Annotated in this window: 13 protein-coding genes; 5 read left to right on the forward strand and 8 right to left on the reverse strand. The window is 69.3% G+C overall.

Annotated elements, in window-relative coordinates:
* Positions 1–532: 532 nt before the first annotated feature.
* Positions 533–1126 carry a TetR/AcrR family transcriptional regulator gene (locus tag ACFYO0_RS30185; RefSeq protein WP_388682364.1) on the forward strand — a complete coding sequence of 198 codons (594 nt, stop codon included), beginning with the start codon at positions 533–535 and terminating at the stop codon, positions 1124–1126.
* Between the two features lie 101 nt (positions 1127–1227).
* Positions 1228–1803, forward strand: coding sequence for an NAD(P)-binding domain-containing protein (locus ACFYO0_RS30190; RefSeq protein WP_388682366.1), 576 nt, complete (start codon positions 1228–1230; stop codon positions 1801–1803).
* Here the strand turns inward: ACFYO0_RS30190 and ACFYO0_RS30195 are convergent.
* The 6 genes from ACFYO0_RS30195 to ACFYO0_RS30220 all read right to left on the reverse strand — a co-directional run bounded on the left by ACFYO0_RS30195 (position 1769) and on the right by ACFYO0_RS30220 (position 9133).
* Positions 1769–2491 (reverse strand): GntR family transcriptional regulator, encoded by a 723-nt coding sequence (locus tag ACFYO0_RS30195; protein WP_388682368.1) that lies wholly within the window; start codon positions 2489–2491, stop codon positions 1769–1771. The two genes, ACFYO0_RS30190 and ACFYO0_RS30195, sit on opposite strands and share 35 nt — an antisense overlap.
* 109 nt (positions 2492–2600) lie before the next feature.
* On the reverse strand, positions 2601–5441 hold the full coding sequence (locus ACFYO0_RS30200; RefSeq protein ID WP_388682370.1) for an FAD-binding and (Fe-S)-binding domain-containing protein: 2841 nt from the start codon (positions 5439–5441) through the stop codon (positions 2601–2603).
* Positions 5442–5599: 158 nt separating this feature from the next.
* Positions 5600–6091 (reverse strand): zinc ribbon domain-containing protein, encoded by a 492-nt coding sequence (locus tag ACFYO0_RS30205; protein ID WP_388682372.1) that lies wholly within the window; start codon positions 6089–6091, stop codon positions 5600–5602.
* A gap of 7 nt (positions 6092–6098) precedes the next feature.
* On the reverse strand, positions 6099–7382 hold the full coding sequence (locus ACFYO0_RS30210) for a hydroxyacid-oxoacid transhydrogenase (protein ID WP_388682374.1): 1284 nt from the start codon (positions 7380–7382) through the stop codon (positions 6099–6101).
* Positions 7379–8188: an N-acyl homoserine lactonase family protein gene (locus ACFYO0_RS30215; RefSeq protein WP_388682376.1), complete on the reverse strand. Its 810-nt coding sequence runs from the start codon at positions 8186–8188 to the stop codon at positions 7379–7381. The genes ACFYO0_RS30210 and ACFYO0_RS30215 overlap by 4 nt, the downstream gene beginning before the upstream one ends.
* Positions 8189–9010: 822 nt before the next feature.
* Positions 9011–9133: a hypothetical protein gene (locus ACFYO0_RS30220; protein ID WP_388682378.1), complete on the reverse strand. Its 123-nt coding sequence runs from the start codon at positions 9131–9133 to the stop codon at positions 9011–9013.
* A gap of 712 nt (positions 9134–9845) precedes the next feature.
* Between ACFYO0_RS30220 and ACFYO0_RS30225 the strand changes: the two genes are divergently transcribed.
* Both ACFYO0_RS30225 and ACFYO0_RS30230 read left to right on the forward strand, forming a co-directional pair.
* Complete coding sequence (locus ACFYO0_RS30225; RefSeq protein WP_388682380.1) at positions 9846–10304, forward strand: hypothetical protein; 459 nt, start codon at positions 9846–9848, stop codon at positions 10302–10304.
* 52 nt (positions 10305–10356) lie between these two features.
* The gene (locus ACFYO0_RS30230; RefSeq protein WP_345571677.1) at positions 10357–11196 is read left to right on the forward strand and encodes a transposase family protein; all 840 of its coding nucleotides are present in this window, start codon (positions 10357–10359) and stop codon (positions 11194–11196) included.
* Between the two features lie 190 nt (positions 11197–11386).
* Here ACFYO0_RS30230 and ACFYO0_RS30235 read toward each other — a convergent pair whose 3' ends face one another.
* Positions 11387–11701 (reverse strand): transcriptional regulator, encoded by a 315-nt coding sequence (locus tag ACFYO0_RS30235; protein WP_306935027.1) that lies wholly within the window; start codon positions 11699–11701, stop codon positions 11387–11389.
* On the reverse strand, positions 11698–12180 hold the full coding sequence (locus ACFYO0_RS30240; RefSeq protein ID WP_388682383.1) for a hypothetical protein: 483 nt from the start codon (positions 12178–12180) through the stop codon (positions 11698–11700). The genes ACFYO0_RS30235 and ACFYO0_RS30240 overlap by 4 nt, the downstream gene beginning before the upstream one ends.
* Before the next feature lie 197 nt (positions 12181–12377).
* Here ACFYO0_RS30240 and ACFYO0_RS30245 point away from each other — a divergent pair, with 197 nt between their 5' ends.
* Positions 12378–12764 carry a hypothetical protein gene (locus ACFYO0_RS30245; RefSeq protein WP_345571675.1) on the forward strand — a complete coding sequence of 129 codons (387 nt, stop codon included), beginning with the start codon at positions 12378–12380 and terminating at the stop codon, positions 12762–12764.
* Positions 12765–12768 lie beyond the last annotated feature (4 nt).

A 12768-nucleotide genomic window follows, 5' to 3' on the forward strand; every position in this document is an offset into this window, starting at 1 on the left:
GGTCGAGTCCGTACTGATCCGGCACGCCAAGGTGGCCCCGCAGTGTGCTGGTCTCGTAGCCGCCACGTGACCTCACGGTCAGCGGTCTCGACCCGCCTTGTCACATCGGTCGAGAAGCTTTCGGATTGCGACCGACAAAGCTGCCCGCGGCTCTGGGGTCGGTCTGGAGCCTCGACCACGCCTGCGTTCCCCTCGTGTACGGGGGGCGGCGAGATGCTGAGCCGAGAGCCACAGCAAACTCGAACTGCTCTCCGTCATCGGACACCAACAGCTCACCCCCTGACGTCCCGGACCGGGGACCGGGGCCAGGCTCGGCGCGGGAGGGGCCGGACAACGGCACGCTGGTACGGGGGCAGCCCGCATGGCTTTTGCCCTGCGCTCTACGGCCAGACATGTCGGCCCCCTGCGTTGTCCGGGCTCCGTGGTCGGACCGCCGGTTTGACCGGATGCCGCCTCCGTTTTGCTCTCAACTAAGTACGGAGGCAGCATCCGTTTTGATGCGGCCGCGGGATCACGGCAGGCAGGAGGGCGCATGAGCGCCGGTGAGCAGCGGGGGCGCAAGCCCCGCGCGGACGTCCAGCGCAACCGCGCTGCCCTCCTGGAGACCGTGCAGCGTCACTTCCTGCAGCACGGGGTCGGCACCTCCCTAGAGGTGGTGGCCAAGGAGGCGGGCGTGGGGCCCGGCACCCTGTACCGGCACTTCCCGACCCGGGAGGCGCTGCTGGCGGCCGTGTTGCAGACACGCTCCGAGGAGCTGGTGGCCCGCCAGGCGGACATCGATCAGCTCGGCGACCCCGCCGAGGCGCTGGAGCAGTGGCTGCGGGCGATGGAGGAGTACTTCAGCGCCTTCAGCGGTCTGCCGGACCCGCTCATGGCCGCGGCCCGGGCGCAGGAGCCGGACAACCCGCTCACGATTCCCTGCGACATCCTCATCGCCGCCACCGATCAGTACGTGGGAGCCGCACAGCTCGCGGGGCACGTGCGCGCGTCGGTGCGGGGCAACGACCTGTTCCTCGCGGCCTGCTCCATTGCCTGGATCAAGGGCACCGGCACCGAGGGAGAATCCCTCGACCGGCTCCGCACGCTCCTCGCGAGCGGCTACCGCCAGCAGGACACCCAGGCGTAAACCGCACCCCTGCCCCGCCTCCGCAACGCCAGGCGGCACCACCACCCGGCCATCACATCGCGCTGCCCTCAGGGGCAGCACAATCCCCCAAGGGACAAATCATGAAAATTACTGTCATAGGCGCCGGTGTCATCGGCGGGAACCTCGCCGCCAAACTCAGCACGGCCGGTCACGACGTCCAGGTGGCCGACGCCCGCGGCCCCGAGGCCGTCCGGGCGGAGGTGCTGGAGTCCGGCGCCCGCGCGGCGGACCTCGCCGACGCCGTCCAGGACCAGGACGTCATCGTCCTGTCGATCCCGTTCGGGGTGGCGGGCCAGCTGGCCGGCCTGTTCACGTCGGTGCCCGACGAGACGGTGGTCATCGACACCTCGTCGGCGACATCCGCACCTTCTTCCGCGAACTGCCCCACTGAGGAAGTTCCATCGTGGTTCATGCAGGTCAACAGCCCTGGTGCGACGAGTCGTCGGGGTGCTCGCGCAGCTCATCACGGTGACGTTTGCGGGGAGATCATCGGTCACCGAACCACCTGGTGGTGCTTCAGCGCCAGCCGACGCACGGCGGTCACGAGGGCGCACTGTGAACGTCACCGCTCCCGAAGGGGTCACCCAAGGCCAGATGGAGGCAGGGGACCACGGCCGCGGCTCACTCCTTGGCCTTGTCCTTTGTGCCGCGGATGAGTTCCGCCTCGTCGGGTGTCAGATGCCGGCCGCTCTCGGCTGCGACCTGGGCCAGAAGGAGTTCTCCGGTGTGCGCCACGTGCCGTCGCATCGCGTCGGCGGCCGCAGCCGGGTCGCGATCGGCGAGCGCGTCGAGGATGGGCAGGTGCTCGGCGGCGATGTCGGCGAGTGAGCGGGTGCGGTCGACGGTGGAGGCGCCGACCGTGGCGATGGTGTCGCGCAGATTGCCGACTGTCGTGACGAGCAGCGAGTTGCCCCCGGCGGTGAGGATGAGCGCGTGGAAGGCTCGATCATGGGCCATGAAGCGGGCTTCGTCGTGGTCGGCTGCCGCCGCACCCATGTCCGCCAGTTCCCGCCGCAGGCCGTCGATCAGGGCGAGATCGACGTGCTGGGCCGCCAGTCGGGCGGCGGGCACCTCCAGCAACAGACGCAGGTGGAAGACCTCGGCGATCTGCCGGGGCTCGCGCCGTACGACCCTGAAGCCGCGGTTGCGCTCGATCCGCACCAGGCCGAGATCGACCAGTCCCAGCAGCGCCTCGCGTGCCGGGGTACGAGAGACGCTCAGCCGGTCCGCGAGTTGGCTGACGGAGTACAGCTCACCGGGCCGCATTTCTCCGGTGACTATCGCTTCCTTGACCACCTCGGCGATCTGCGTACTCAGATTCGCGTTACCGGCGATCTCCCGCACCCTGGGCCTCCTGCTCGCTCGTACTCCCGGCGCCTCGCTACGCCGCACCTGACATGTTACGTGTGACATGCCCGGGCCTTGTTGACGTGAGCGCGCAGCCCGAGCCGCATCATTCGAGGCGGGATGCGAGAAGTTCGGCCAGGTGGACACCCTCGCGGGCTCCGAGGTCGGACAGCTGAGTGCGGCAGGAGAACCCGTCGGTCAACACCACAGCGTCGGGACCCGCTTCGCGTACGGCCGGCAGCAGAGCGCTCTCGGCGATGGCGACGCTGACGTCGTAGTGGCCGCGTTCGGCGCCGAAGTTCCCGGCCTGTCCGCAGCAGCCCCCGACTCTCCGTACCGTGCTCCCAGCCCTTGTGAGCAACTCGCGGTCGTGCTCCCAGCCCATGACGGCATGCTGGTGGCAGTGCGGCTGGGCGACCACACGCACGCCGTCCAGGTTCGGTGGTTCCCACCCGGCGCGCGGGGCGAGGTGCTCGGCGAGCGTCCGGACGCCACCCGCCACCTCCTGTGCGGCGGGATCACCACCGAGCAGTTCGAGGGCGTCGGAGCGGAAGACGGCGGTGCACGACGGTTCCAGGCCCACCACGGGTATGCCGTCCGCGACCAGCGGACGCAGCTCCGCCACAGACCGGCGCAGTATCCGCCGCGCCGTGTCCAGACGACCGGTGGAGATCCAGGTCAGGCCGCAGCACAGCTTCTTCCGGGGAATGCGGACCGCGAATCCGGCATGCTCCAGCACCCGTACGGCGGCGATGCCCACCTGCGGGGTGAAGTGGTCGGTGAACGTGTCGACCCACAGGAGCACCGGATCGCCCGGGTCGCCGACGCGACCGCGTTCGCGCCGGTGCTCGCTGAACCAGCGCCGGAAGGTCTGGCGGGCGAACGGCGGCACATCGCGGCGCGGGTCCACTCCCGCCATGCGCTTGCCCGGTGCGGCCAGCGGACCGGACGTGGCACGGTTGACCAGTCCCGGCGCGAGGGAGGCGAGCCGCGACCAGGTCGGCAGGCTTCCCAGCGCGTAGTGCGCCGGCGGTCGTGGACGATGACGATATGCCTGGTAGAGGGCCTCGGCCTTGTACATGGCCATGTCGACGCCGGTCGGGCAGTCCGACGCGCAGCCCTTGCACGCCAGGCACAGATCCAGCGCCTCGCGTACGGCGGGCGCCCGCCAGTCGGGCACCAGTGAGCCGACCGTCATCTCCTGCAGCACTCGCGCGCGGCCCCGCGTGGAGTCCTTCTCGTCCCGGGTGGCCCGGTAGGAGGGGCACATCACCCCACCGTCCCCCGTCGGATCGGCGCGGCACTTGCCCACTCCGGTGCAGCGGTGAACCGCGGCGGTGAAATCCCCGGCGTCCTCCCGGTAGCCGAAAGCCAGGTCGGTGCGGATCGGGTGGGCCGCCGGGGTCCGCAAATCAGCGTCGAGCGGGCGGGGACGCACGATGACCCCGGCGTTCAGGACGCCGGCCGGGTCGAACACGTCCTTGACGGCGCTGATCGCCCTCAGGGCCGCGGAGGAGTACATCAACGGCAGCAACTCGCCCCGGGCCCGCCCGTCACCGTGTTCGCCGGACAGGGAGCCGCCGTACCGGGCCACCAACTCGGCCGCCTCGAGCAGGAACTCTCTGAAGACCACCGGACCGCGCGGCTCGGTCAGAGGGAAGTCGATACGGACGTGCACGCAGCCGTCACCGAAATGCCCGTACGGTGTACCGGTCAGCTCATGATCGGTGAGCAGAGCCTCGAATTCGCGGAGATAGGCACCGAGCCGCTCCGGTGGGACGGCGGCGTCCTCCCAGCCGGCGTGCGCGGCACGGCCGCGTTGTGAGCGGGCGGCCAGTCCGGCGCCGTCCTCTCTGATCCGCCACAGCGCGGCGGCCTGCGCCGGGTCGGTGATGATCCGGTGACCGCTCGCACCCGTGTCCGCCGCCACCACGGCGGACTGCCGCACGGCGAGGGCGCTCTCGTCGTCGTCGGACAGCTCGACGAAGAGCCAGCCGCCGCCCTTGGGCAGCGGCGGCACCGCGTCGGCGCCGCGCCGGGCGCGCACGACATCCACAATGCGGGCATCCAGCCCCTCCACCGCGACGGGTGAGTGGGCGGTGATGTGCGGGACGGCGTCGGCGGCCGTCGCCAGATCCGGGTAGCCCAGCACCACCAGGGATGTCCGCGCCGGGACCGCGACCAACCGCACCTTGGCGCCGAGCAGTACTCCGCACGTGCCCTCGGTGCCGACCAGGGCACGTGCGACGTCGAATCCGCGCTCCGGCAGCAGGTGCTCGAGCGAGTATCCGGACACCTGCCGACCGAACCGCCCGAATTCGGTACGGAGGGGTCCGAGGTTGGCCCGCACCACCTCCTGCAGTTTCGACAGCGTCGGTGAGGACCGCGGGTCGGCCGAGCGGACGGCGGTGAGTCGCTCGCCGCCACCGGTGAGCACGTCCAGTTCGACGACGTTGTCGGCGGTGCGGCCGTAGCCCAGAGCGCGTGAACCGCAGGCGTTGTTGCCGATCATGCCGCCGATCGTGCAGCGGCTGTGCGTCGAGGGGTCGGGACCGAAACGCAGTCCGTGGGCGCCCGCGGCCCGCTGGAGATCGTCGAGTACGACGCCCGGTTCGACCACAGCCGTCCTGGACTCGGCGTCCACGTGGCAGATGCGGGTCAGGTGCCGGGAGAAGTCCAGCACCACGCCGCTGCCCACGGCGTTGCCGGCGATCGACGTGCCGGCGCCCCGTGCCGTCAGGGGGACGCCCAGATCGTGGCATACCGCCAAGGCGGCCGCCACGTCATCGGCCCCCCTCGGGAAGGCGACGGCGGTGGGTACGACCCGGTACAGCGAGGCGTCGGTCGCGTATTCGGCTCTCCGGCGCGTCGAGGCGTCCACCTCCGTCACGCCCGCCGCGCGCAGGGCGGCGACCACCTCGTTCGGATCCATCTCCACCGCGTGCATGTCCGAGGGGACTCCTGATGTCTCGTGGGGGGGCCTGTGATGTGGGCAAGCAGTGCGTCCCAGGGGCGGCGGTGGCCCAAGGAGCGGAGCAGGCTGTCGGAGTCGGCTGCACTGGCGGCCACGTGGGGGAGAGCGGTCGTCGGGCTGTGTGCGACCGGTCACTGGCTCGAGGGTGGCGCGGGTTCGCCGCCCTGGCCGGGTGGCTGACCGTGCGTGTGGCCGGGACCATGCGTGTGGCCGTGGCCGTGAGCCTCGGTGTGGGGGTGGCTGTGGACGTGGGTTTCTCCAGCGCCCACGCCGGGCACTGGGTCGCCGGCCCGCAGCGGTCGCTGCTCGAAGCGTCCCTCGTGTGCCACGATCGGCCGGCGGTCGCCGGCCAGTTCCGGGTGGGCGTCCTCCAGACGCCGGCGCTCCTCGGCCGTGCGCCGCAGGTGGGTCACGTAGTCCCGATCGCCCTCGTAGGTGCCACGCCAGGTCTGTGGCATCGACTCCGCGGACGGCGGCAGCTTCGCGGCGCCCGCGAGACCGAAGACGCTGGGAACCTTGGACGTCGGCGCCCCGCAGACCGGGCAGTCCGGCAGGGGCGCGGTGAAGGACTGGATGACCTCGCGGCGGTGGCCGGACGGACACTTCAGATCGTAGATGGCCATGACCGCCTCACCAGTTGTCCATCGAGCGGACGAGGATCCGCTCGATGTCCTCGTCCGTGACCGGCCGGGGAGCGGTGGCGAGCAGCCTCTGCTGCTTCATCGCCCCCTCGACCAGGTCGGGGACGTCCGACGGGGTGTAACCGACGCCGCCGATACCATTCGGGATGCCGATGTCCTGCATGAGTTCCGTCAGCATGGTGGGCAGGAAGTCGGCGAGGTCCTTCGGCCTGTCGGCGGTCGGGTCCAGCAACTCGGCGGCGCGCACGTGCCGTTCCGGCCGGGCGGAGAAGGTGAACCTGAACGCCTCCGGTGCGGTGAGCGACACCGACATGCCATGGGGCACCATCGGCTCGTGCACCGCGTAGCCGGGCGGCCGGAACTCCTTGACCCGCCCGGCGATCGGATAGGCGTTGGCGTGCGGGATGTGGACTCCGGCATTGCCGAACCCCAGTCCGGCCATCGTCGCGGCCAGTGCCATGTCCACGCGCGCCGCCACGTTCTCGCCGTCGCGCACCGCCGACCGGAACGAGCGGCACAGCAGTCGGAGCGCCTGCTCGGACCACATGTCGGAGATGGGGTTGGCACCGCAGTAGGGCACCCGCTGCTCGGGCGTATTGCGGTCGTAGGAGTCGTACGGTCGAGCGGTGTAGCTCTCCAGCGCGTGGCAGAGGATGTCCATCCCGGACGAGGCGGTGACCTCGGGGGGTTGGGTGACCGTGAGCGTCGGGTCCACGACAGCCAGCGTGGGCCGCAGCCAGGCGTGACTGATGCCGGTCTTCACCTTCAGCGAGAGCACGTCCAGCACGCAGATCGTGGTGCTCTCCGAACCGGTACCGGTCGTGGTGGGCACCGCGACCAGCGGCTTGAGGGGTTGGGCGGGCGCCTTGGCAGCGCCCACGGGCGCGTTGATGTAGTCCATCAGCTCACCGGTGTTGGTGGTGAGCAGGTTGACGGCCTTGGCGGTGTCAATGCTGGAACCGCCGCCGACGGCCACGAACGCGTCCCAGGGACCCGAGCCTCGGGCATGGTCGATGGCCTGCCGCAGGCTGGCGTCCGTGGGCTCGACGTGTACGCCGTCGAACACGTGGGCTTCGACACCGAACTTCGCCATCTGTTCGGCGACCCGCTGAGGGTGCCCGGTGGCGGCGATCTGGGGATCGGTGACGACCAGGACCCGTCCCGCCCCAAGGCGGGCCAGATCGAACCCGATCTCATCGCTGGCTCCAGCCCCGAACTTCAGGGCTGGCGAACCGTAGGTGAAAACCGTCTCCGTGGACGTGTCCGGAATCATGAGTAGTAGCCGTCCGGGGCCCGGCGCATGGAGCGCAGCTGCTCGGCGTCATGGCCGAAGACGACCTGGGCGTTCGACTGCTCGGCCAGGCCGCGGATCTTCTCGACCGAGCCGTACCAGGCCGACAGGTCGTTGACGATGGCCGCCGGTACGGCAGGGGGGCCGTAGGAGTCGCCCATGTAGACGGCGTCCGACGTGAAGATCATCGAACCGGTCTCCGGCAGGTCCACCTTCATCGCCATGGTCCCCGGTGTGTGCCCCGGGGCCTCGATCAGGGTGACCCCCGGAAGGATCTCGGTGTCGCCCGAGACGGTCTCGAAGTCGAGGCCCTCGTAATCCGCCTTCAGGTGTGCCCCGTTGAAGGCGCCCTCGTAGCCGAAGGCCCACTTCTGTTCTTCCGAGTGGCACACCAGCCGCGCGCCGGTGCCGGCGAACATGTTCACGTTCCCGGCGTGGTCGAAGTGAAGGTGCGACAGCACGACGTAGTCCAGCCGCTCGGGGCTTACGCCGAGCCGGCCCAACTGGGCGTCGAGGTACTGCTCGTCACTCACCTGGTCGTAGGGGAAGAACTCCTGCAGCCCGGTCGGTTCCCACCGGGTCTCCCAGTCGCGCGGGCAGCTGGTGTCCCAGAGCAGTGTGCCTTCCGATGTCTCCACGAGAACGGCGTGGGTCGTGCAGGGATACCACTCGACCGGCCGGTCGCGGTCGGCGCGGGAGCGCATGGTGCGGCCCGGCTTCAGCAGCAGCCAGGCCAGATCGCAACTCATGGCCCCGCAGTCCAGGACATGCACTTTGGTCGGCGCCATCGGACCTCCTGTTGTCCTTGTTGTCCGATCCGTACGAATGGGTTGAGTGTGATGTGTTGCATGCAACACGTCAAGTGCCCAAGCCGACTTGATTTCTGTGGATCACGGACGAGGTCTCTCCCAGGCCGCTGAGCCACGCTTTCAAGGAATAAGGAAGTTCCACCATGGTTCATGCAGGTCAACGGCCCTGGTGTGACGAGTCGTTGGGGTGTTCGCGCAGCTCATCACGTGATCGTTGCGGGGAGATCATCGGTCACCGAGCCACCTGGTGGTGCGTCAGCGCCAGCAGGGCCCGTACCAGCGCGGTCGCGTGCCGCGGATGCATGCGCAACACCATGACGTTCTGGGCCATGTCCCCACCCTTGGACCACATTGTTCGAAGACGGACCCTGGGGCGGCGAGTAGCCGATCCCGACGTTGTCGAAAAGGCTCGAGGCCAGGCCGCCGGCAGCGGATCAGCACTGAGCCCGTCCTCGTAGCCGTGGACCGGCGACCGACGCGACGGGTGACAGCCGCGAGGCGCGGGCAGTGCGCAGGGAACCCGTGGCGCCGGACACGGCCCTGCCTTCTAGGACAGTTCGCGCATGAGGATCTTCCCGGTGGCGGTCATGGGCAGGGCGTCGACGAACGCGACGATGCGCGGGTATTTGTAGCCTGCGAATTGATCGCGGGGTGCTCCATGAGCACCTCCTCGAGCTCGCGCGGGTAGACGTTGAACCCGCCGCGAATGATCATGTCCTCGGACCGGTCGACGACGAAGTAGAAGCCGTCCGCGTCCTTGCGAGCCAGATCTCCGGCGCGGAACCATTCTTGGCTGATGGCCTACGAGGTGGCCTCGGGGTGCTTGTAGTAGCCCTTCATGATGTTGTAGCCCTTGATCGCGATCTCCCCGACCGCGCCGGGGTCGTCCTCCACATCCGACCAGTCATCGTTGATGAGCTTCATCTGGACCCGGCCATGTGACCGCGGTCCGCGAGCTGCTCATCGACGTACTGACCCCCGAGCAGCTCACTTCCTTGGCCGACGGTCTGGGCTGGGCCCGCGACCGCATGCTTGGGCAGTGAGCCGGCACTCGGCACAGCATCTGGATGTGGAGGTCAGGCAGGCGCGGAACTTCTCCCCGTGCAGCGCGAGGTCCTCGGCCTCCGCCCCCGAGAGGTTCTTCGGCGTGGGTGTGGGGTGTCATGGGCTGAAAGGCAGGCTCGACTGTGGCGACCCGAGAAGTGGTGCGGGGCATGACGTGCGAACCGGCGTCCGGAGCCAGCGGCGGAGGCCCCAGCTGGGTGAGCTGACCGTGGCAGCCTGTGGGCCCCGAAAGAGAACTGCCGACCGTGACGCTCGTTTGACGCTCTGGGCGCCCGCACGCGGGACAGTGAGCCGAGAAACCTGCTCTGACCTGGGCTTTTCCGAGACCCGCTCAGACCGACATCTTTCCGATGACGCATCATGTGGAGTGAGGGGTGCACAACCTGAATCTCCGCTGGTCAGCGGTGCTGGCGTGGGAGGCCAGTGGCGTACTCGCGGCGGTGGGCGGCGGGAGTCTGGAGCGTAGATCATCTGACACGTCGGGGATGGGGCTTTCCGGCTTTGTCCGCGCCGCAGCGGTCGGGGTTCCTACGATCGCGGGCGGGGTGCCTGATCGTTCGGGAGGGGAAGCGTGTCGTCGCTGGAGAAGGTCGCAGCTCGCCGGGTTGAGCTGGACCAGCTCGCGGAGGCGCTGGCCAAGCAGCTGGCCGAGGTGGACGCCGAGCGCGAGGAGTTGGCTGTCGCGGAGCGGGTGCTGCGGCGTCTGTACGAGCAGGAAGTCGAGGCTGTCGCCGAGGAGGCGGACGCCGGGGCACCGCAGCGGGTGCAGGTCGCGGGCCGGTCGGTGCTGAAGGTGCCGCACCGCAGCGACGTTCCGGGTGCGTCCGCGCTGCCCGGCGACTACCGGCGGATGCTTGGGATAGTGAAGGCGGCGGGCGGGCCGGTGATGGTCAAGGACGTCGGCGCCGAGCTGGGGATCGACGCCTCGGTGCCCGGCCGGCTGGAGCCGCTGCGCGGGAAGCTGTCGAAGCTGGCCGATCGGGGCTGGCTGCACAAGCTGTCGAACGGCACCTTCACCATCCGGGCGTGATCTCCCGCGGTGAGGCCGTAACCAGGCGGCCCCCGGCCCGAGTTGATGACGTATGCCTACAAAGTCTCCCCCGGCCGGGGCCCACACCGAGCTTGTCTACCAGTGCCGGCTGACGCTGTCCACGCAGACCCTGACCTTCCTGACCGGGCTGCTGCGCGCCCACCTGAAGCAGATCCGCTCGCGGTGGCGGAAGCTCCCGGCCGGGCGGATCGCGGTGATCGTGCTGGCCGCGCTGCGGCATGACCAGCGCCTGGCCGACCTCGCCGGCGGCAACGACATCTCCCGTACCACGGTGGACCGGTGGCTGAAGGAGATGATCGACCTGCTGGCCGCGCGAGCCCCCAGGTTGGAGCGGGTGCTGGCGAAAATCGCCCGGGAGGGTGGCAGCGTGGTTCTGCTCGACGGGTCGCTGATACCCACCCAGCGCCAGACGGGCCTGCCCATGCGGCGGCGCTGGTCGGCGAAGCACAAACGGCACGGGCTGCTGGTCATCGCCCTGACCGACGTCAAGGGACGGCTGTTGTGGACCTCCACCGCCCGCCCGGCGCGCGGCTCGGAGATCACCGCCTGCCGTCACGACGACCTGGTCGGCCGGCTCCGCGAGGCCGGCCTCGCCGCCATCGCCGACCTCGGCTTCGTCGGCCTCGACGACGGCGGCCCGGACGCCGACCCGGCGGTCATCACCGGCTACAAGAAGCCCAAGGGCAAGAAGCTCCCGCCCGCGAAGAAGCTGGTCAACCAGCTGATCGCGGCGGAACGGGCGGTATGCGAGCACGCCTTCGCGCATCTGAAGAACTGGCGGATACTAGCCAAGCTCCGCCTCGACGTGAAGTGGGCCACCCGACTCGTACGGGCGCTGATGATCCTCACCTGGCACGAGATCGCCCGCTGACCGACGATCTTCACGCCAGACAGGCCCCCGCGACCAGTACCGGTACGGCATCACCCGGCCACGCCACCCCCGCGACTACGCGTTCACGTAAAACACAACTCAATCGGGAGCGTTTCGCGTTCGATGTGTCCACGTGGCGGGCGGTCGTGTGATGTCCCGAGAGCGTGGGAGGGACCCTTCCGTGCGTCCTTCAGGTCGAGGGGAGTACCGACGCGCCTGCCTTGGCGATGATCTCCTGCAGGGCCGCGACGTGCTGATCGAAGGCGGCCCGGCCGACGCTGGTGAGCCGCGCCGACGTGCGCGGCCGCTTTCCGACGAAGCCCTTGCGGATCTCGATGTAGCCGGCGGCCTCGAGCGTCGTGAGCTGTTTGGACAGGGCGGAGTCCGACAGGCCGGCGCTGTCGCGCAGGAACTTGAAGTCCGCCCACTCGGTGGCTGCGAGCAAGGAGACGAGCGAGAGCCGGGTGGGTGCGTGGATCAGCTCGTCGAACTTGGGCTTGGTCACCGACGGCTCCCGGGCCGGTTCGCGAGCATGAGGCGCTGAAGGTACCGCGTTTGCATCGGTCCACCGACCACAAGCACCACGGCGGTGACCGAGACACCGATGGTCCCGGGGTACGAGACCCCGGACGCCTTCAGGGTGAACGTGGCGGCCAGCGATACGCCGACGAGGACCGCCGCGAAGACCAGAGCCGCGACCACGAAACGGGGGACGGGCAGGCTGGTGCGCGGCTGGGGTGTGCGGGCCGCGCGGAACGCCACCAGCCCGGCGGTGGTGAGCACGCCGGCCACCAACACGGCGGTGCCGATCACGGCGACGGGCCCCTGCCCGGTCTCGGCAACCGCTGACATCGCGACCATCAGGAACGCGATGGCCCACCAGAACCAGTTGGGAGTGCCGGCCATCCGGATGACCTGCTCCTGCCGCTGGCCGATCTCGGTGAGTGCGCGTGCGGCCTCCTCCGGCCGTACCTGGTCAGACATATGCCCTCCTCGAAGTACTTTCCTAGAGGGAAAGTACTAAGCATTTTCCTAACTGGCAAGTACTTTCCCAGGGGGCGGCACGTTGCCTCGACGGCTGAGGTGACGGCCAACGCCTCTGCCGGTCGCAGGGCACCCCCTGACCTGCGCGAACCCCACATCACGACACCCCTGCTATGGCTTGAAGAGGAACCCTCGCCATGCAGTTCAATGAGCACACGTATTCGAATCCTGCCGACCGGAGGAGGCTGGACGACCTTGCCGGCCGGATAGCCGACGACGCGCACGTCATCGCCCAACTCGCCGACTGGTGCCACGCGGTGAAGAACTCCCCAGGAGTGACCCCGGAGTTCGAACCGGTCGCCACCGGGCGACGAGCCACGGCCGGTGCTACTCGACCAACCGAAGGCGTCGCCCTCGACGAGCGACGCCTGAAGATTTGCACAGAACTGCGCACCGCCGAGAACCATCTGCTCCACGCCGCCGCCTACACAGCCGGCGTCAAAGCGGCCCTCGACCGGGCCCTCGACGCCTGGGAAGGACGCGCAAATGTCAGTCACGGGAGGACTTCAGAACATGCCGCATAGACGC

It is taken from the genome of Streptomyces sp. NPDC006365 (assembly GCF_042870755.1).
Classification (GTDB): domain Bacteria; phylum Actinomycetota; class Actinomycetes; order Streptomycetales; family Streptomycetaceae; genus Streptomyces; species Streptomyces xiangluensis.